Annotated in this window: 24 protein-coding genes and 1 tRNA gene; 10 read left to right on the top strand and 15 right to left on the bottom strand. The window is 73.6% G+C overall.

Features of this window, described 5'->3' with window-relative positions:
* Positions 1-132: 132 nt before the first annotated feature.
* A complete protein-coding gene (locus NP048_RS16435) occupies positions 133-1,503 on the top strand; it encodes a uracil-xanthine permease family protein (RefSeq protein WP_227575354.1) in 1,371 nt (456 codons plus the stop codon).
* Positions 1,504-1,549: 46 nt separating this feature from the next.
* Here the strand turns inward: NP048_RS16435 and NP048_RS16430 are convergent, their stop codons facing one another.
* Together NP048_RS16430 and NP048_RS16425 are read right to left on the bottom strand one after the other, a co-directional pair.
* Positions 1,550-2,188 carry a LytR C-terminal domain-containing protein gene (locus NP048_RS16430; protein WP_227575355.1) on the bottom strand — a complete coding sequence of 213 codons (639 nt, stop codon included), beginning with the start codon at positions 2,186-2,188 and terminating at the stop codon, positions 1,550-1,552.
* A 37-nt stretch (positions 2,189-2,225) separates the two neighbouring features.
* On the bottom strand, positions 2,226-2,522 hold the full coding sequence (locus NP048_RS16425) for a type II toxin-antitoxin system VapB family antitoxin (RefSeq protein ID WP_227575356.1): 297 nt from the start codon (positions 2,520-2,522) through the stop codon (positions 2,226-2,228).
* A 159-nt stretch (positions 2,523-2,681) separates the two neighbouring features.
* Here NP048_RS16425 and NP048_RS16420 point away from each other — a divergent pair, with 159 nt between their 5' ends.
* The 3 genes from NP048_RS16420 to NP048_RS16410 are packed head-to-tail and all read left to right on the top strand — an operon-like array spanning position 2,682 to position 5,532.
* The gene (locus NP048_RS16420) at positions 2,682-3,332 is read left to right on the top strand and encodes a CDP-alcohol phosphatidyltransferase family protein (protein WP_227575357.1); all 651 of its coding nucleotides are present in this window, start codon (positions 2,682-2,684) and stop codon (positions 3,330-3,332) included.
* Positions 3,329-4,264 carry a phosphatidate cytidylyltransferase gene (locus NP048_RS16415; protein ID WP_227575358.1) on the top strand — a complete coding sequence of 312 codons (936 nt, stop codon included), beginning with the start codon at positions 3,329-3,331 and terminating at the stop codon, positions 4,262-4,264. The genes NP048_RS16420 and NP048_RS16415 overlap by 4 nt, the downstream gene beginning before the upstream one ends.
* Positions 4,261-5,532 (top strand): lysophospholipid acyltransferase family protein, encoded by a 1,272-nt coding sequence (locus NP048_RS16410; RefSeq protein ID WP_227575359.1) that lies wholly within the window; start codon positions 4,261-4,263, stop codon positions 5,530-5,532. Before NP048_RS16415 ends, NP048_RS16410 begins: the two co-directional genes overlap by 4 nt.
* Positions 5,533-5,592: 60 nt before the next feature.
* Here NP048_RS16410 and NP048_RS16405 read toward each other — a convergent pair whose 3' ends face one another.
* From NP048_RS16405 to NP048_RS16385, 5 genes are all read right to left on the bottom strand, one after another.
* A complete protein-coding gene (locus NP048_RS16405; RefSeq protein WP_227575360.1) occupies positions 5,593-6,321 on the bottom strand; it encodes a hypothetical protein in 729 nt (242 codons plus the stop codon).
* A gap of 69 nt (positions 6,322-6,390) precedes the next feature.
* The gene (locus tag NP048_RS16400; RefSeq protein WP_227575361.1) at positions 6,391-7,143 is read right to left on the bottom strand and encodes a hypothetical protein; all 753 of its coding nucleotides are present in this window, start codon (positions 7,141-7,143) and stop codon (positions 6,391-6,393) included.
* 34 nt (positions 7,144-7,177) lie between these two features.
* On the bottom strand, positions 7,178-7,930 hold the full coding sequence (locus tag NP048_RS16395; protein WP_227575362.1) for an HAAS signaling domain-containing protein: 753 nt from the start codon (positions 7,928-7,930) through the stop codon (positions 7,178-7,180).
* Positions 7,927-8,319, bottom strand: a complete 393-nt coding sequence (locus NP048_RS16390) for a PadR family transcriptional regulator (RefSeq protein WP_227575363.1) — start codon at positions 8,317-8,319, stop codon at positions 7,927-7,929. The genes NP048_RS16395 and NP048_RS16390 overlap by 4 nt, the downstream gene beginning before the upstream one ends.
* A 136-nt stretch (positions 8,320-8,455) precedes the next feature.
* A complete protein-coding gene (locus tag NP048_RS16385) occupies positions 8,456-8,659 on the bottom strand; it encodes a cold-shock protein (RefSeq protein ID WP_089797961.1) in 204 nt (67 codons plus the stop codon).
* Positions 8,660-8,989: 330 nt separating this feature from the next.
* Here NP048_RS16385 and NP048_RS16380 point away from each other — a divergent pair, with 330 nt between their 5' ends.
* On the top strand, positions 8,990-10,867 hold the full coding sequence (locus tag NP048_RS16380; protein WP_227575364.1) for a M48 family metallopeptidase: 1,878 nt from the start codon (positions 8,990-8,992) through the stop codon (positions 10,865-10,867).
* Positions 10,868-10,923: 56 nt separating this feature from the next.
* Here the strand turns inward: NP048_RS16380 and NP048_RS16375 are convergent, their stop codons facing one another.
* Positions 10,924-11,409: a hypothetical protein gene (locus NP048_RS16375; RefSeq protein WP_227575365.1), complete on the bottom strand. Its 486-nt coding sequence runs from the start codon at positions 11,407-11,409 to the stop codon at positions 10,924-10,926.
* A gap of 129 nt (positions 11,410-11,538) precedes the next feature.
* Here NP048_RS16375 and NP048_RS16370 point away from each other — a divergent pair, with 129 nt between their 5' ends.
* The gene (locus NP048_RS16370; protein WP_227575366.1) at positions 11,539-11,766 is read left to right on the top strand and encodes a PLDc N-terminal domain-containing protein; all 228 of its coding nucleotides are present in this window, start codon (positions 11,539-11,541) and stop codon (positions 11,764-11,766) included.
* A gap of 2 nt (positions 11,767-11,768) precedes the next feature.
* On the opposite strand, the gene NP048_RS16365 is transcribed toward NP048_RS16370, so the two are convergent.
* Genes NP048_RS16365 through NP048_RS16355 form a run of 3 tightly spaced genes read right to left on the bottom strand, consistent with a single transcriptional unit; the run spans position 11,769 to position 12,993 of the window.
* The gene (locus NP048_RS16365; RefSeq protein WP_227575367.1) at positions 11,769-12,065 is read right to left on the bottom strand and encodes a DUF1905 domain-containing protein; all 297 of its coding nucleotides are present in this window, start codon (positions 12,063-12,065) and stop codon (positions 11,769-11,771) included.
* Between the two features lie 39 nt (positions 12,066-12,104).
* The gene (locus NP048_RS16360) at positions 12,105-12,629 is read right to left on the bottom strand and encodes a mycothiol transferase (protein ID WP_284439707.1); all 525 of its coding nucleotides are present in this window, start codon (positions 12,627-12,629) and stop codon (positions 12,105-12,107) included.
* 37 nt (positions 12,630-12,666) lie between these two features.
* On the bottom strand, positions 12,667-12,993 hold the full coding sequence (locus tag NP048_RS16355; protein WP_227575368.1) for a DUF4287 domain-containing protein: 327 nt from the start codon (positions 12,991-12,993) through the stop codon (positions 12,667-12,669).
* A gap of 106 nt (positions 12,994-13,099) precedes the next feature.
* On the opposite strand from NP048_RS16355, the gene NP048_RS16350 reads away from it, so the two are divergent.
* Together NP048_RS16350 and NP048_RS16345 are read left to right on the top strand one after the other, a co-directional pair.
* Complete coding sequence (locus NP048_RS16350) at positions 13,100-13,798, top strand: hypothetical protein (protein WP_227575369.1); 699 nt, start codon at positions 13,100-13,102, stop codon at positions 13,796-13,798.
* A gap of 79 nt (positions 13,799-13,877) precedes the next feature.
* A tRNA-Ser gene (locus NP048_RS16345) sits at positions 13,878-13,962 on the top strand.
* A gap of 136 nt (positions 13,963-14,098) precedes the next feature.
* Here NP048_RS16345 and NP048_RS16340 read toward each other — a convergent pair.
* From NP048_RS16340 to NP048_RS16330, 4 genes are all read right to left on the bottom strand, one after another.
* Complete coding sequence (locus NP048_RS16340; protein ID WP_489146104.1) at positions 14,099-14,911, bottom strand: nucleotidyl transferase AbiEii/AbiGii toxin family protein; 813 nt, start codon at positions 14,909-14,911, stop codon at positions 14,099-14,101.
* Positions 14,868-15,323, bottom strand: a complete 456-nt coding sequence (locus NP048_RS19410; RefSeq protein WP_372456765.1) for a glycoside hydrolase family 6 protein — start codon at positions 15,321-15,323, stop codon at positions 14,868-14,870. The genes NP048_RS16340 and NP048_RS19410 overlap by 44 nt, the downstream gene beginning before the upstream one ends.
* Positions 15,324-15,480: 157 nt before the next feature.
* The gene (locus NP048_RS16335) at positions 15,481-15,786 is read right to left on the bottom strand and encodes a hypothetical protein (protein ID WP_256769325.1); all 306 of its coding nucleotides are present in this window, start codon (positions 15,784-15,786) and stop codon (positions 15,481-15,483) included.
* A gap of 79 nt (positions 15,787-15,865) precedes the next feature.
* Positions 15,866-16,081, bottom strand: a complete 216-nt coding sequence (locus tag NP048_RS16330; protein ID WP_227575371.1) for a hypothetical protein — start codon at positions 16,079-16,081, stop codon at positions 15,866-15,868.
* A 91-nt stretch (positions 16,082-16,172) separates the two neighbouring features.
* On the opposite strand from NP048_RS16330, the gene NP048_RS16325 reads away from it, so the two are divergent.
* Both NP048_RS16325 and NP048_RS16320 read left to right on the top strand, forming a co-directional pair.
* Positions 16,173-16,412, top strand: a complete 240-nt coding sequence (locus tag NP048_RS16325; protein WP_227575372.1) for a hypothetical protein — start codon at positions 16,173-16,175, stop codon at positions 16,410-16,412.
* Positions 16,413-16,417: 5 nt separating this feature from the next.
* A complete protein-coding gene (locus tag NP048_RS16320) occupies positions 16,418-16,672 on the top strand; it encodes a hypothetical protein (RefSeq protein ID WP_227575373.1) in 255 nt (84 codons plus the stop codon).
* Positions 16,673-16,700 lie beyond the last annotated feature (28 nt).

Genomic DNA, 16,700 nt, shown 5'->3' with positions numbered 1-16,700 from the left:
CCACGGCGGGGGTGTGAGAAACGCGTCGTTCGTGAGGCGGGCGGCGTGCACCGGACGTCCGTCCCTGACGCCACCGGTCCGCGCTCGCTACCCTCGCGAGCGGGCGAGGACCACGCAACGCGAGGAGCAGACATGAGCGGCTGGGGCTGGACCGTGCACGGCGACGGACGGACCGTTCGACCTGGTGAGGTGGTGGCTCCCGACGAGCGCCTCTCCTGGGGGCGCACCATCGGCATCGGCATGCAGCACGTCGTCGCGATGTTCGGCGCGACGTTCCTCGTGCCCCTCCTGACGGACTTCTCCCCGCAGACGACGCTGTTCTTCTCCGCGCTGGGCACGGCGCTGTTCCTGCTCGTGACGCGCAACCGGCTGCCCAGCTACCTCGGCTCGAGCTTCGCGTTCATCGCCCCGGTCGTGGCGGCCACGGCGAGCGGCGGCCAGTCGGTCGCCGTCGGCGGCATCCTCGTCACGGGTCTCGCGCTGTTCGTCGTGGGGCTCGTGGCGCACCTGGCGGGCACGCGCTGGATCGACGTGCTCATGCCCCCGGTCGTGACGGGCACGATCGTCGCGCTCATCGGCTTCAACCTCGCGCCGGCGGCGTGGGGGTCCTGCGACGACGCGGGCGTCTGCTCGGGGTTCCGTGCCGCGCCCGTCACCGCGACGGCGACGCTGCTCGCGATCGTCCTGGTCACCGTGCTGTTCCGGGGCCTGCTCGGACGCCTGTCGATCCTCGTCGGCGTGCTCGTCGGGTACGGCGTCGCTCTGCTGCGGGGCGAGGTCGACCTCGACGTGGTCCGTGAGGCCGCCTGGGTCGGGCTCCCGCCGTTCGTCGCGCCGACGTTCGAGGTCGGTGTGCTCGGGCTGTTCCTGCCGGTGGTGCTCGTGCTCGTCGCGGAGAACGTGGGGCACGTGAAGTCGGTCGCCGCCATGACCGACAGGGACCTCGACCCCCTGGTCGGTCGCGCCCTCATGGCCGACGGCCTGGCCACCACGCTCGCCGGCACCGGTGGCGGGTCGGGCACGACCACGTACGCCGAGAACATCGGCGTCATGGCCGCCTCCCGCGTGTACTCCACCGCCGCGTACTGGGTGGCGGCCGCGACCGCCCTGGTGCTGGCGCTGTCCCCCAAGTTCGGGGCTCTCGTCGCGACCATCCCGCCCGGCGTGCTCGGCGGTGCCGCGGCCGTCCTCTACGGCATGATCGGGCTGCTCGGCGCACGGATCTGGGTGCAGAACCGGGTGGACTTCTCCGCTCCGGTGAACCTCATGCCGGCGGCGGTCGCGCTCATCGTCGGCGTCGCGAACTTCACCTGGGACGTCGGTGAGCTGAAGTTCGAGGGCATCGCGATCGGCACGGCGGCCGCGATCGGCCTCTACCACCTCATGCGGGGTGTCGCGCGGTGGCGTGGGACGCACGAGGAGCCGGCGACCCCGGCGTCCGTCCCCGGAGGCGACGAGATCGAGCGGGGACGAGCCGACCGTGATGAGCTGACCGACCGGTGACGAGCTGACCGACCCGCGGGGCCGGCTCAGCCCGCGCGGGGCGGGCTCAGCCCTCGGGCTGCTGCTCCTCGGTGCCCGCAGCGTCCTCCGGGGGCGCCGTCATCTCCGCGAACGGCATGCACCCCTCCGGTCCGACGAGGGGCACGGCCGGGTCGAGCACGACCTCCTCGAGGGGCAGCAGGGTGGTGTACTCCTTGCCCACGATCAGGTCCACCAGTGCGTCCGTGCGGGGGTCGTTCTGCAGGACCGCCTCGGGCAGGTGGGCCTTCAGGGTGTACGCCGCCGCGCTCCCCGCCGCACCGTAGATGATGCGCGCGACACCGCTGAACTGTACCCGCGCGTTCTCGGTGACACCGATGACGAAGCCGCGCTCCTTGAGGTCCGTGGCCGTCCGTCCCGCGAGTCCGCCGAGGTTGGCACCGTTGAAGACGTCGACCGTGATCTGGTCGGCGGGGACCGGCAGCGCACCCTCGGGCGGGCAGTACGTGTCGACAGCCCCGGCGACCACCGTCGGCTTCACCGAGAACTCCCGCTCGAGGAAGGGCAGCGACATGCTGTCCGTGTACAGGGCTGCAGCGCCGAGGCCGGCCACCGCGAGGCAGGCGAGCAGCACGCCGAAGACCACGGCCTGCCGCTCGTGCATGTGCCGGCGACGCAGCTCGCGCGCCCGGTCGTGGTCGCTCACGAGGTCCTGCCCTTCCCCCGCCTGCGGCGCGCCGCGATCACGTCAGCACCAGGACCCGTGCGTGCAGCAGTGCGCGCTGGTGCAGGGCCGCCCGCACGGCACGGTGCAGTCCGTCCTCCAGGTACATGATCCCCTTGTACTCCACCACGTGCGCGAACAGGTCACCGTAGAACGTCGAGTCCTCGGCCAGCAGCGCCTCGAGGTCGAGCGTCCGCTTGGTCGTGACGAGGACGTCGAGCCGGACCTGGCGCGGGGGGACGTCCGCCCACTGCGCGGGCGTGGTCAGCCCGTGGTCGGGGTAGGGGCGCCCCTCGCCCACGGCCTTGAAGATCACGGGCCGAGTGTAGAGGGTGCGGGCGTGCCACCCAGGGATCGTCCGTCACACGTCACACACGTCACCCGTCCACCCGCCCGAACCCGCCGCTCGGGGCACCTGGCTTACGGGGTGCCGGTTGCCGGTCCTGGCGGTGGTCCTGTCGGTACAGTCGCCCGCATGCCGTCGCTGTATGCGCTCAAGCCCTGGTACACCCGGCGGCTGCGCCGCTTCGTCGACGGTGCGGTGGCGCGGGGGACCTCACCCGACCTGTTCACGGCCGTGGGTGTCGCGGGTGCAGCGCTCGCGGGCGTCGCGATCGCCCTGGGCTGGTGGCCGGCGGCTCTCGTGCTGCTCGCGGTGCGCCTCGCGGGCGCCAACCTCGACGGAGCCGTCGCCCGGGCGCGCGGCGTCGCACGGCCCTGGGGCTTCGTCCTCAACGAGCTGGGCGACCGCCTGTCGGACCTGCTGATGTTCGCGGGCCTGGCGGTCCTCGCGGTGCGCACCGGCGGTGACGCGGTGGCCGGTCTGACGCCCCTGACGTGGGTGCTGCTCGCCGCCACGGCGGCGACCCTGCCGACGTTCGCGTCGCTCGCGGGGGCCGGGGCGGGCGCGCCGCGGCTGAACGGCGGCCCGTTCGGCAAGACCGAGCGCTGCGCGTTCGCGGTGCTCGCGACGGCCGTCCCGACGCTGCTGCCCGGCGTGGCCGTCGTCGTCGTCGTGGGGTCGGTGCTGACGGGCGTGGTGCGTGCGCGGCGCGTGCACCGGGTGCTCGCGTCGAGGTCCGCGCCCGCCGTGGCCGCTGCGGGCGCTGCCGAGGGCGCCGCGTGACCCTCGACCCGTCGCAGCGCCCCGGGGTCCTCGACCCGCTCGCGGCGTGGACGGGCCTGGACCGCACGGCGTACGCCCTGGACGTGCGGCTGGGCGGATGGCACATCGACCTGGACGGGCGGGCCGTCTTCCTCTTCCTCCTCACGGCGGCGATCCTCGCGGTCGCCGCGGTGCCGGTGCTCGCCTCGGGCAAGCCCGAGCTGCGGCGGCGGTGGACGACGTGGGCGCTGATCCTGCCCGTCATCGGCATCCCCCTGTGGCTGGGCCCCGGGCCGACGACGTTGCTGGCGGCGCTGCTCGCCCTGCAGGCGGTCCGCGAGTTCTCCCGCATGACGGGCCTGCCGCGCCCCGAGACCGTGATCCTGCTGGTCCTGGCCGTCGCCTACCCGGTGGCGGCGTGGCTCGCTCCCGACCTGCTCGCGCTCGTGCCGCTCGTCGCGCTGCTGTGCGCCGTCCCCGCGGTGCTCTCCGGTGACCTCGACCGCGGCGTCGAGCGGGCGACCGGAGCTGCGTTCGGGTCGATCTGGCTGTGCTGGTCGCTCGCGCACCTCGTGCTCGTCGGGTCCGACGCGTTCCTGCTGTGCTTCGCGGCGGCCGCGACCGACGTCGCCGCGTGGTGCGGCGGGCAGGGCCTCAAGAGGTTCGCGTGGGCGCGCCGGTCGCTGTCGCCGCTGAGCCCCAACAAGACGGTCGGTGGTCTGGTGGGTGCCGCCGTGGGTGGCACGATCGTGCTGCTGGTCCTCGGTGCGTTCTCGGCCGGGCTGGTGGTGGCGGTGGTCCTCGGCGGTGTGGGAGGTGACCTGGTGGAGTCCATGGTGAAACGGCGGGCGGGCGTCAAGGACGCGGGGACGTGGCTGCCGGGGTTCGGCGGGCTGCTCGACCGGGTGGACTCGCTGCTCTTCGTGCTGCCGCTGGCGTGGGTGCTGGCATGAGCGACGACGCGCAGCCCGGCGACCGTCACCCGTACGCCCACGCCTCGGCGGAGACGTTCCTCCGGCTGCGCCGACGCGTCGGGATGCCTCCCGGCTTCAACCTGGCCGGTGCCGTGCGGCACGTGGTGTGGCGCAACGTGTTCCACCTCGTCGGCGGGTTCCGCGTCGTCGGGTCGGCGCCGTACGAGGCGATGGTCGTCGTCGCCAACCACCAGTCGCACGCCGACACCCCGGCGCTCATCGCGGCGTTCCCCGCGCCGTACAAGCCGGTGGTCGTCGCCGCGGGGGACTACTGGTTCGACGACCCCTGGAAGGCTCGGCTCCTCAAGGTCGCCATCGGGGCCGTGCCGGTGCGGCGCCACGGCGGGGGCGGGTACGAGTCCCTCATCGAGGGTGCCACGCAGGTGCTCGGCGGCGGGTCGAGCCTCCTGGTGTTCCCCGAGGGCACCCGCTCGACCGACGGCCGCCTGGGCCGGTTCCGCAGCGGCGCGCTGCGCATCGCGCAGGAGTTCGACGTGCCGATCCTGCCCGTGGCCGTCGTCGGCACGCGCGAGCTGCTCGCCAAGAAGGGCCGGTTGACGCCGGGCCCCGTCGAGGTGCGGGTCGGTCACCCGCTGAACCCGCACGAGCTGACGGACATGACCCCGCTCGTGGCGCAGATCGAGGGGATGCTGGCGGCCGGCCCCCCGGTGCCGTCGCGGTCGCGCATCTGGCGGGTGCTGCGCAACCACATGTCCGGGCCTGCCGGCATGGCGGGCGCGTTCGGCTGGGGGTTCGCGGAGGCCGTGAGCCTGCCCGTCACGTCCGAGATGTACCTCGTCCTCGTCGCCGCCGCCCACCCGCGCCGCGTCGTGCCGGCTGCAGCGTTCCTCGCGGCCGGCTCGGTCGCGGGCGTCCTGGTCACGCGGGCGCTGACGGCCCACGGCGATCGACCGCCCGCGCCGCTGACCACACCGGCGATGCGCTCGCGGGCCGCGGCCGACCTCGCGGCGGCCGGTGCCCGTGGCATCTGGCGGCAGGCGCTCAACGGCGTGCCGGTCAAGGTCTACGCAGCCGAGGCGGGCGCGGCGCACGTGCCCGCCCTGCCCCTGGCCGCGCACGCGCTCGGGGCACGGGGTGCGCGCTCGCTCGCGGTCGGTGCCGTGGTCGGAGCGGCTGCCGGTGCCGCGGCCCCGGTGCTGCGGCGCTTCTACGGCCCGTACCTGGCGGTCGCGGGCGTGACGTTCGCGGTCGGCCTGGGCGCGGTCGTGCGGCGCTGGAGCCGCTGACCGGCCGGCCGTCGTCGATTCGGTGGGCGGGCCGCCTCGGGGTCCCGGTGGGACGGTCCGTCAGCGGGGCAGCAGGGCGAGGGCGCCGGCGACGAGCAGCGCCACCACGGGGAGCGCCGCGCTCAGCGCGATCGACGTGAGCCGCATCCGTCGCGTCGGCGGGCTGTCGCGCTCGGCCGGGTCGCGGACGAGGTCGGTGGTCGCGCCGCCGACGTGCAGCGCGACCGCCCCGGCGACCATGAGCAGCACGCTGACCAGGACGAGGGGCGTCGCCGGTGCCGTCAGCGGCGCGTCCGGGACGAGCGCGCCGACGGCCGCGAGCGTGGCCGCTGCTCCGCCGCCCGCGAGCGCCGCCTGCCACCACCGCGCGCGCATGAACCAGCCCAGGATCCTCGTGGGCGCCAGGCACAGCACGACCGTCAGCACCAGGACGAGCGCGATGGTGGTCGCCGCACCGCGCGAGGCCACCAGGTCCTCGCCGTGCAGCCACGGGGGGACCGTCCACACGACCCCCATGACGCCGGCGGTCTGCGCGACGACCGCGGCACCGTCGCGCACGGTGGTGCGGCGGCGGGTCGGCAGCACCTGCGCGAGGCTGCGGGCGTACGCGGCAGGATCGCCGAACGCGCTGAGGGCGTCCTCGCCCGCGTCCGCGCAGTAGGCCTCGACCTCACCGAGCGCCTCGCCGATCGACGGACCCGGCACGTCGTGCAGACGCAGCTCCATGACGAACGCGTCGCGCCAGGCCGGCTCGACGTGCGGGGCGAAGGTGGCGGGTTCGTTGTTCATGGGAGCCTCCGGGCTGGGTGATGACGTCAGCGGTGGGGTTGGCGGCCGAGCTCTTGGGGGTGGCGGCCGTCAGCCGGCCAGGCGGTTGATCAGGATGCCCGTCGCCGCGGCGGCGGCGACCCAGCCGACCTGGGTCGCCCAGACGAGCAGCGTCGTCCTCCGGGCGTCGCGACGGGCGGCCTCGTCGGCCGTCGCACGGTCGGCCCCGGGTGCCAGCAGCGGGTCGACGGGGGAGGGGTGGCGCAGCTCGAGGACGATCGCGACGGCGAGCAGCACGAGCGCGCCGACGGCGACGGGCGGCGCCGGGAGCGTGCCGATGTGCCACGGGCGAGCGAGGACGGCCAGGCCGACCATGGGGACCAGGGCCGCCATGGCCAGCAACCAGCTCTTCCACCAGGGGGCGGTGAGCACGAACCGCACCAGGGGTGCGAAGAACCGCGCGATCACGAAGGGCGCCAGGAGCACCCCCAGGACGAGCGCAACCGTGCCGCCGGTCCGCTCGAACGTCCCGTCCTGCCACCACTCGACGACGCCGCCGACCGCCACGACCATCGCGGCCGCCCCGATCGCGATCGGCACCAGCTCCCCCGGGGCGTCCGGATCCGGTCTGGCGGCCGTCTCGGCGATCTGCGCGGCGTACTGCGTCGGGTCGCCGAAGGCCTCGTGCGCGGGGGTGCCGGAGTCGACGACGTGCGACTCGACCTCCGTCAGCAGGTCGCCGATCACGTCGCCGGGGACGTCGCGCAGCCGCAGCTCGACGACGAAGTCGTCGGCCCACGTGGTCTCCACGTGCGGGGCCAGGTCGGCGGGTTCGATGCTCATCGCGTGGCCTCCGGGTTCGTGACGTCCATGGGGGTCAGGTGGTGCGGCGCAGGACGAGGAACACGATGAGGAGGACGGCTGCCACGTAGCCGCCCTGCAGCGCCGCGAGGCGCAGCGCGAACCGCCGGTACTCGCGGCGCGCGCCCTCGTCAGCCGCCGCGCGGTCGGCGCCCGGCGCGAGCAGCGGGTCCAACGACCGGGGGAGCCACAGCCAGAACAGCGTCGAGGCGGCCAGCACCGCGAGTGCACCGAGAGTGACGGGCGCGGCGGGCAGCACGGCGATGTGCCACGACCGCCCGAGGACCCCCAGCCCGACCAGTGGAGCCATGGCCGCGACGGTCAGCAGGCCCGCCTTCCACGGCGCAGCGCCCAGGACGAACCGCAGCATCGATGTGCCGTACCGCTCGACCACGACGAGGATCGCGACCATCCCCAGGACGAGCACCACCGTGCTGCCGGTCAGTGCGTACGTCCCGTCGCGCCACCACCCGAAGGCGCTGTCGATCGCGACGATCATCGCGGCGCAGCCCATCCAGATCGGCAGGTCGCCGCGGCGGTCGTCGGCCTCGGGCCGGGCGGTGGTCTCCGCGATCTGCGCGGCGTACTGCTTCGGGTCGCCGAATGCCTCGTGCGCGGGGGCGCCGGAGTCCAGGACGTGCGACTCGACCTCAGCCAACAGGTCGCCGATCGTGTCGCCGGGGACGTCGCGCAGGCGCAGCTCGATGACGAACGCGTCGGCCCACGTCCTGTCCACGTGCGGGGCCAGGTCGGCAGGTCTGGTGCTCATCGGACGGCCTCCGGGGTCGTGACGAACGTCTGGGTCAGGTCGGCGAAGCGCGACCAGCGCGCGCTCTCGTCTCGCAGGTGGGTGCGGCCGGCGTCGGTGAGCGCGTAGTACTTGCGCCCCGGGCCCCCGTCGCCCGGGCGCCACTCCTCGTCGAGCAGCCCGGCGGCGTGCAGGCGACCGAGCAGGGGGTAGAGGGTGCCGCCCTTGATCTCGCCGAGCCCGGCGGCGGCCAGGCGCTGGGCGATGTCGTAGCCGTACGTCGGGCCGTCGGCCAGCACGCGCAGCGCGCACAGCGACAGGACGCCGCGCAGCCACTCACCGGGCCAGTCGGCACCGGTCGCGACGTCGTCGCCGGTGCCGGGGGCCGGAGGTGCGGTGCGTCGTGCCATGGCTAGACAGTAAGGTTGACTAGGTAGGCACGCAACCCACGTGCCTGGCGGTGCCCCCGGACGGGAAAGGCGAAGGGCGCCCCGACCAGTGGTCGGGACGCCCTTCGGTGAGCCCGTGGGCTCGGTGAGCTGTCGCTCAGGCAGGTGCGACGTTCGAGGCCTGCGGGCCCTTGGGGCCGGCCTGCACGTCGAACTGCACGCGCTGGTTCTCCTCGAGCGAGCGGTAGCCCTGCGTCTGGATGGCCGAGTAGTGGACGAAGACGTCCGGGCCGCCGTCCTCGGGGGCGATGAAGCCGAAGCCCTTCTCAGCGTTGAACCACTTCACGATGCCAGTGGGCACGTCATTCTCCTCATGCGGTTACTACGGACCCGACGACCGGGACCGGTGAATCACGGTGGTCGTCGTCCGCTCCGGAGAACGGGACAAACAAAGCGCACTGCGACTACCTCCTCAGCGTAGCCGCAGGGATCCCGACTGCGCGAGGGTTCAGCCGCACGGACCTGCACGGATTCACGGAGGGCCCGCCACGGCGCGCACCGCAGCGGTCGCCGGTGCCGGCGACCGCCCGCAGATTCGGCGCCCGTTCGCCCACGGGGAGCGGCCCGGCGCCGCTACGCTCCCGCCGGACGGGACGCGCGGGCGGCCCCCAGGGGAGTCCAGGAGGCACCCATGAGCACCAGGCTGCGCGCCGTCATCGCGGTTCTGACCTTGGCAGGGTTCTACGTCACCGCGCTCCTCGTCATCGCCGGTCTCGGTGCACTGACGGTGCTCGCGTTCCGGTCCGGCACCGGGCCGTTGGCCGGCAAGCTCGGCTTCGTCACCATCGCGGCCGTCGTCGGCGTCGTCGTCGCGCTGTGGAAGGTCGCCCGCGCCCGGCCCGAGCCTCCGTCGGGTCCGGTGCTGCTGCGCGCCGAGGCACCCGAGCTGTGGGCGATGGTCGACGAGCTCGCGGTCCTGACCGGGACCCGCGCCCCCGACGAGATCCGGCTCGCACCGGACGTCAACGCCGGCGTCATGGAGGACGCGCGGCTCCTGGGGCTCGTCGGCGGGACGCGGCGCATGGTGCTCGGCGTGCCGCTGCTGCACGGCCTGAGCGTCGCGCAGCTGCGCTCGGTCCTGGCCCACGAGCTGGGCCACTACTCGCACGACGACACACGCCTGTCCGTCGTGGTCCACCGTGGCCGCGCCGCGATCGGCGCCACCCTCGCCCAGCTCTCGGGATCGCCGGTCGGCTGGCTCCTGCGGCAGTACGGCAAGCTCTACCTGCTGGTCTCCGCGGCCACCAGTCGCCGGCAGGAGCTGGCGGCCGACGCCAAGTCCGTCGCTGCGGTGGGCCGTGCGACCGCGCAGTCGGCGCTGCGCGAGGTGCCGGTGCTCGACGCCGCGTGGGACTTCTACCTGGAGCGCTACGTCATGGTCGGGTGGGAGGTCGGTCTGGCGCCGACGTCCGACGCGTTCTACGGCGGCTTCCGGCACCTGCTGGCCGCGCGTGCACAGGAGCTGAGCGACATGCGCGACGTGCCCCGCCCCGAGCACGCCAGCCGCTGGGACAGCCACCCGCCCATCGGCGAGCGCATCGTCACGATGGACCGCCTGCCCGACGTCCCGCACACGCCCGACGCCCGGCCGGCGACGGTCCTCGTCCCGCGGCTCGACGTCCTCGCGACGCACCTCGCCGACGAGGTGCTGGCCGTCGAGGACCGCAGGCGGCTCCCCTGGGAGGAGCTGGTCCCGCCCGCGATCGCCGCGGCGCAGCAGCGCCACGCGGACAGCGTCCACCGTGCCGCCGCACGGCTCGCCGGCGTCCAGCGGGCGACGCTCGGGACCGTGCTCGACCTCGTGGCCCAGGGCCGCGGTGACGACCTCGCTCGTGAGCTGGGGATCGACCGTGATCACCCGGCGTTCGAGGAGGCCGGTGAGCACGTGCCGCACCCCATGGCCGACGCTCTCGAGCCCGTCCTGTCGTCGGCGCTCGTCAACGCGGGTGCCGCACGGTGGCACCTCGACTGGGCGGGCCCCGCCACGCTGCGGGACCGCGAGGGTGACGAGCCCGCGCTGTCGGCCTGGGCGAACCTCGCGTCGCAGCCCGCGGGTGTCGAGCACGTCCGCGCCTGGCTCGCCGGCCTGGGTGTCGAACCGCAGGCGGTCGGCCAGGTCCACGAGCGCGCGACCGCGCACGGCGCGTCGGTGCTCGCCGGTCTCGCCAACGTCGCCGTCGACGGCGTGGACCACGACGTCGTCGTGCTGGACCGTGGCCTGGTGCTCGTGCCCTGCCCCAAGAAGACCGACGGCGGCAAGGCTCGCCTGATCGGTGTCGTCCGGTCCGCGCCCGTGCACCAGCTCGCGCAGGTGCACCGGTTCGTGTCGTACGAAGACGTCCGCACCGCGACGGTGCGCCGCTCGTCGCCCGTGCAGGCGACCGTCGAGCTGCACGACGGCACGCGCCTGGAGCTCAAGGAGCGGTGGGCGGGGGAGTACCTGGCGAAGGGCTCGCAGGAGATCCTCGTGGGGCACCTGCATTCGCTCGCCGGCGCGCCCGGAGCCTGACGCCCGGAGCCCGACGCCCGGACGTCGGACGCCCGGACGTCGGAGGCCTGCGGCGCTCAGGCGACGGTGGCGGTCAGGTGCAGACGATCACCGAGCGCGACGTCCTCGACGCGGACCTGCAGGCCGCGCGCGGCGGGGAACGCCTCGCCGACGAGCGGGCCGAGACGGTCCAGGTCGACCTCGACGACCGTGGCGCCCTCCTGCGTGTGGACCGTCGCGACGCCCGGGGGCAGCTTCACCAGCTGCCCCCGCACGGCCTCGGTGACGAACCCGCTGAGGTCCATGCGCATGACGGGGTGCGACGCGACGATCGCCACGCGCCACGCGCGGCCCGTCACGCCGCGGTCCTCGACGCGCACGTCGACCGGCCCGGCGAGCCGCGTCGCCATGCGGACGGCACCGGGCACCCCGGGCAGCTCGTGGACCTTGACCTGCGCCCGCACCAGGCGGGGTTCCCCGCGGACGTCGGTCACGGCGGAGGGCAGGGCGTCGGCCGCGCGGGCCAGCGTGAGGGCCTCGTCGAGACCCAGGGTGAGCTCCATGCCGTCAGGTTACGCACCGCGCGGCGTCGCGGGGCGGGGAGGACCTGCGGCCCTGCGGCCCGTGCGCACCGGGTGGAGGATGGGGCCCTGCACCCACGCGCCGCGCGCGCCCGAGCCCGGAGGTCCGACGTGCCCCTGAATCCGAAGAAGAAGTGGCGTGAGCTGCGACGTGGTCAGCGCGTGGGTGTCGCCGTGGTCGGCGCCGCGCAGGTGGCGCTCACCGCGGCCGCCTACCGCGACCTGGTCAAGCGGCCGGCCGCGCAGGTGAACGGGCCGAAGCTCGCGTGGGGGCTCGCGCTGCTCGTCAACTGGGTGGGACCGCTGGCGTACTTCGCGAAGGGGCGCGTCACGTCCTGAGGTCACACGTCGACGAGCCGTAGTCGCAGGTGCACCACGTCGCCGGCGGCGACGTCCGCGGCGGTGCGCACGGCCTTCTTCACGGGCAGCACGTACGTCTTGCGGCTCTTGTCGGGGAACAGCGACGTGCGCCACGTCGTCGGGCCGAGCGTCACCTCGACGCGCACCGAGCCGAACCCGCCCTGGCGGCCCCGCGTGAGCTCGTCCACCTCGTCCGCGACGGGGAACGGCAGCGCCGCGAACACCCACGACCCGTTCTCCACCTGCCACAGCGGCACGTCGACCTCGTACTCCGTCACCCCCGGCACGCTACCGGGGGCCACCGACGCGGGTCGGGGTCAGGCGGGTGCGACGTCCTGGGGGAGCAGGCCGCGCAGGTAGGCGGCCTGCCCCGCGTGCTGGACGCAGTCGTCGAGGATGCTGACGAGCCGCACGCCCAGCGTCACCGGCGGGTCCCACGACGTGTCGACGACGGTGTCGAGCTCGTCGTCCTCGATGCGCTCCAGGTAGGCCAGGGTCTGCGCGGTGACGGCGTCGAGGTACCCCAGCAGCAGGTCGACGGGCGCGTCGACGAGCGCGACCTCGTCGGGTGACTGCCCGTAGCCCGTGGCGTCGTGGTCGAACGGCAGGCCGAACCGGTCGGCCCACCCGTCCGCCGTCCACAGCTGCTCGACGCCGGCCAGCGGTGCGACCTGGGAGTCCTGCCCGCGGGCGACGTGCCACGCGAGCCACGCGAGCGTGTTGGCCCGCGGTGCGGGGCGCCACGTCCGCGCTGCCGCGTCGGTGCCGTCCAGGGCGGCCCGGAGCACGGGGCCGACCCTCCCGAACCCGTCGGTGAGCACCTGCTGCGCGCCTGTCGTCACGCGACCGACCGTACGGCCGTCCGTGGCACGCCGCACCCTAGGCCGTGACGGACGAGGCGGTGGCGGAGAGGTGCGTCACCGCCGGGCGCGTCGCGCGACCGTCGAGCCACAGCGTGTCCGATGCGTCGCGGTGCGCCCCCGTGGTGCCGACGTGCTTGCCGGAGATGGTCGGTCCCTTGGTGATGACGTGCACCATCGCCATGCCGTGCCCCCGGCCCAGGCCGTGCTCGTCGGCGAGCCACGCGAGGATCGGGCCCGCCTTGGTGGACGCGTCGAACCCGCGCTCGCGCGCCTGCTCGAGCAGCTGGCGCGGTGTGAGGCCGGTCTTCTCCTCGACCGCGTCGAGATAGGCCTGGAAGGACATGGCGCGCTCCTCGCTGGTGGTGGTGCGGGGGTAGACCCGCGGACGTGCGTGGAGTCATCGGGTGGCTCGCCGGGTGCGTCGGGCGGCGGCAGGACACACTGCCACCATGCAGCGGCAGCGGGTGAGGGACGGGCTGGTCGGCGCCGGGATCGCGGTGCTGGTCCTGGCGCTGCTGCTGGTCGTCGCCGTGCTCGCTGCGACGAGGTCGGCGTCCTCGGCGGCGCCGGACGCGTCGCCGCCGGCCGACCCGTCGGGGGCCGGCAGCGCGGCGGAGCCGGCTCCCGGTGACCTCGCCGACGGTGACCTGTGGCTCGACGGGCTCACGCTGGACGCCGACACCCTGGCGACGCCCGACGGCACCCTGCGCGACGTCGTCGTCACGGGCGCGGACGTGCGCACCGGTGCGTCGGGGCTGGTCGCCGGGCAGCTCACGGTGGACGCGACGGTGCCGTTCGCCCTGGTCGCGGGGCAGATCGGGTCGGACGTGCGCGTCGGTCCGGTCGCGGGCAGCCCGGACCAGGCGGCGGTGCACCGGTCGTTCGAAGGGCTCGGGCGGGTGCTGGACGTCGAGGCGACCGGGACCGTGACGGTGAGCGCGGGACGTCTCGTCATCGAGCCGCGCACGATCGACATCGGCGGGCCGGCGTTCCTCGCCGACGTGTTCGGCGCGCTCGCGCGCGAGCTCGTCACGATCGAGCACGAGATCGAGGGCGTGCCGGACGGCCTGGTGCTGCGGGAGGTGACGGTGCAGCGCGACGGGTTCCGGGCGCAGCTGCGGGGGGCGGACGTGCGCATCGAGCCGTGAGGGTGCGTCCGGGGCTCGCACGTTCCTCGGCTAGACTCCTACCCGCAGTACGCCCGCTCACGCGGAGCGTGCAGCACCAGGAGGATTCGCCTAGTGGCCTATGGCGCACGCTTGGAAAGCGTGTTGGGTTAACGCCCTCGGGGGTTCGAATCCCCCATCCTCCGCCGGATGAAGGGCCCGTGACCTGCAGCGATGTGGGTGGCGGGCCCTTCGTCGTCGCGGCTGCGGGTGGCCGGCCGGGCGGCGGTAGCAGTTCTGGTAGCAGTTCGTACGGCGAACGACGCCCCCGTCAGGGAAGGTTCACGCCCCCAAGGGCGAGCCACGCCTGCCACTCGGGCCGCCGTGCGACTTCTGCGACGCGGCCCATCGACGGAACTCCCCGCTGGCTTGGGCGTCCCCCGGCTCCCACATCCCGGTCGTAGGGTTCCACGCGGCGGCGTGGTTGACGGTCCCGTCGTACACGGGGTCCACGAACGCGGTGATGGCCGCGAGTTGGTCATTGAGGACCGGTTCGGCAAGGTCAGTCATGTCGTTGGTCCGCAACCACGCGGACCACTTCGGTTGGGCGACGTCGCCGTACCCGGCCGTCACGGCGGCGAGCGGTCCGAGCTCGACCTGCCGGTGGTCAGCGACTGCTTGCGCTGCTGAACGCAGGTCACCGGCCAGGAACGGGTACGTGCGGGACAGGCCGCGAACGTCAACGTAGTCGCGCCACCGGGTGCTCGTCGTTCCGCGCTGGAGGACCGTGACGGTCTTCTCCGCGACGACAGTTGGCAGCGGGTGCCCGAGGACGGTCACATGCCCGCCCAGGATTGCGGGCAGGTCCACGCGCTGGGGCGAGGGCCAGATGGGGTCCCGGTGGAGATGTCGAGCCTGAGCGGGAACTCGAACGTGTGCACCCGCGCGGTTGCCGTACGCCACCTCGGCGGCCGTCGTCTGGAAGTTCGCGACGTTGGTGAAGAACCCGGCGACCTCCTGCACGCCTGAGGCGACCAGCCGCTCCGCGATGCCCGCGCGAGAGTTCGGCCCCCAGTCGAACGAGTTCGACGAGCCTGCATCGAGGTACACCTCAGCCCCAGCGTCCTTGTACGTCAACGCCACCGTCCGCAGCAGGGCGTACCGGTTCTGCGGGACCGGTGCCCGCGTCGCCTGCAGCAGAATCAGGCTCGAGAAGCACCACGGCCCGCGAACCCCGCAGCGCCTCGACGATCTCCACCGTCCAGGCCATGTACCCGCTGGTGGGGTACCCGCCGGCCGAGTGCGACCCGTTGTCACGGTTCGGCACCGCGTACGGCACCAGGACTGGCGTCTGGCCAACAACCTGGGCCTGCTCGACGTACGCGGCCACCGCGGCGCCCACACGGCCCGTAGGGGTGCCGGAGTCCGTCAGCCAGCGCGCCGCACCACCCTGAGCAGCCCCCGACAACAGCCGGGCGTCACCCAGGCGCCCCCTCCGTGAGCGCCTTGCGCGCAGCGACGCCGGCAGGGGTGTCAGGGGAGACGAAGCGGTAGCCAGGTAGCTCATGCCCAAGACGATCGACCTCGGCGCTGGAGGCGCGCAGCGAGCTACGACGCTGCTGGTCGGGCCCGGAGACGGTGACTACCCGCCCGTGTCGTGCGTCATGGGGCGAGACGCTACCTGCGCCGGCCGGCGGGACCCACCTTTGCCAGACACCGCCGCGTCACGCGGGCGGGCGGCTCATGAGCATGAACACGAGCGTCCCGAACAGCCCCGCCATCGCCAGCCCAACCAGTGCCGCCATCCGCCAGGCCACCAGGCTGGTGTGCATGTTCGTCGTGATCGTGAAGTACCGCTCCGCCGCGCCCTGGTACTCGCGCGCGTCGTCCTCGAGCTTCCGGTTCTGAACGGCCAACCACTCCACGCGCTCACGGGCGGCGCCGAGCTCGATGGCGATGTGCTCAGTCCCCGGGGGCACCGATGGTCCGCTGGCCCACCCGTCGGCAGCTCCGCCGCTCGATGTCGTCATGCCGTAGGTGTCGGCACGCCACAACCTCGGGTTGAGCCATCACGGCGCGGGTGACCGCTTCGTTCGCTCAGCGCCGGCCCTACTGCTCGGCAGGTGCCACCGGCTCGGCGTTCTTCCGGGCTCGCCGTGCCTCGTTGGCCGCGAACCCGGTGGCGGCGTTGGCGTACAAGCTCATCAGCGCCACCCACAGCACGGAGTCCTTCAGCCACAGCAGCGTCGGCACCGTCGCCGCGATCCAGAACCACCCGGTCAGCAGGTAGCGGTTCTCCCGCAGCCACTCAAGCGCACCCGACACCTCCCGTTTCTGCTACCGCACGAATGGCGTCGGGCGGGGCGCGCCGACGGACGACACCATCGACCCGCGTCGGGATGACACTCTGAGGCCCATGAGCCTCAACGAAGACATGTGCGCCTCCGTGCGAGCCTCGATGTCCGACCATGGCGTGTCGATGAGCGCGGTGGCCCGACACCTAGACCGCAGCGTGAACTACGTCTCGGGCAGACTCACCGGGAAGCACGCGCTATCCATGGACATCATCGAGGGGGCGGCAGCCGTTGCTCACGTCGGCGAAGTCGCATTCTTGGCCGAGGTGACGCGCCGGATGTTCGGATCGACGTCCGTCTGATGCCCATGAGCGACCTCAACAATGACTTGTGCGCCTCCGTGTTGGCAGTGATGTCGGAACGCGCCGTGTCGATGCGCGCAGTGGCCCGACTTCTGGACCGCAGCGCAGGCTACGTCTCAGGCCGGCTAACGGGCCGACACGCGCTATCCGTGGACATCCTGGCTGCGGCAGCACAGGTCGCCCACATGTCCGAGCGCGCGTTCATGGCGGCGGTCATGCGCGATTACATGAGCCGGACGGTGGGTCCGACGTCTGACTGAGCGTTGGCGGCAGCCCGACGTAACCCCG

The sequence above is a fragment of the Cellulomonas xiejunii genome (assembly GCF_024508315.1).
GTDB classification, from domain to species: Bacteria; Actinomycetota; Actinomycetes; order Actinomycetales; family Cellulomonadaceae; genus Cellulomonas; species Cellulomonas xiejunii.
The sequence above is the reverse complement of the archived record's forward strand: the minus strand, read 5'-3'. Positions and strand labels throughout refer to the sequence as shown.

Excerpts from the sequence above, each read along its gene's own strand:
- NP048_RS16380 (WP_227575364.1), top strand. The coding sequence starts at position 8,990 with ATGAGCACCAGGCTGCGCGCCGTCATCGCGGTTCTGACCTTGGCAGGG.
- NP048_RS16350 (WP_227575369.1), top strand. The coding sequence starts at position 13,100 with ATGCAGCGGCAGCGGGTGAGGGACGGGCTGGTCGGCGCCGGGATCGCG.
- NP048_RS16420 (WP_227575357.1), top strand. The coding sequence starts at position 2,682 with ATGCCGTCGCTGTATGCGCTCAAGCCCTGGTACACCCGGCGGCTGCGC.
- NP048_RS16405 (WP_227575360.1), bottom strand. The coding sequence starts at position 6,321 with ATGAACAACGAACCCGCCACCTTCGCCCCGCACGTCGAGCCGGCCTGG.
- NP048_RS16400 (WP_227575361.1), bottom strand. The coding sequence starts at position 7,143 with ATGAGCATCGAACCCGCCGACCTGGCCCCGCACGTGGAGACCACGTGG.
- NP048_RS16325 (WP_227575372.1), top strand. The coding sequence starts at position 16,173 with ATGAGCCTCAACGAAGACATGTGCGCCTCCGTGCGAGCCTCGATGTCC.
- NP048_RS16395 (WP_227575362.1), bottom strand. The coding sequence starts at position 7,930 with ATGAGCACCAGACCTGCCGACCTGGCCCCGCACGTGGACAGGACGTGG.
- NP048_RS16435 (WP_227575354.1), top strand. The coding sequence starts at position 133 with ATGAGCGGCTGGGGCTGGACCGTGCACGGCGACGGACGGACCGTTCGA.
- NP048_RS16375 (WP_227575365.1), bottom strand. The coding sequence starts at position 11,409 with ATGGAGCTCACCCTGGGTCTCGACGAGGCCCTCACGCTGGCCCGCGCG.
- NP048_RS16410 (WP_227575359.1), top strand. The coding sequence starts at position 4,261 with ATGAGCGACGACGCGCAGCCCGGCGACCGTCACCCGTACGCCCACGCC.
- NP048_RS16335 (WP_256769325.1), bottom strand. The coding sequence starts at position 15,786 with ATGACGACATCGAGCGGCGGAGCTGCCGACGGGTGGGCCAGCGGACCA.
- NP048_RS19410 (WP_372456765.1), bottom strand. The coding sequence starts at position 15,323 with ATGAGCTACCTGGCTACCGCTTCGTCTCCCCTGACACCCCTGCCGGCG.
- NP048_RS16320 (WP_227575373.1), top strand. The coding sequence starts at position 16,418 with ATGAGCGACCTCAACAATGACTTGTGCGCCTCCGTGTTGGCAGTGATG.
- NP048_RS16355 (WP_227575368.1), bottom strand. The coding sequence starts at position 12,993 with ATGTCCTTCCAGGCCTATCTCGACGCGGTCGAGGAGAAGACCGGCCTC.
- NP048_RS16390 (WP_227575363.1), bottom strand. The coding sequence starts at position 8,319 with ATGGCACGACGCACCGCACCTCCGGCCCCCGGCACCGGCGACGACGTC.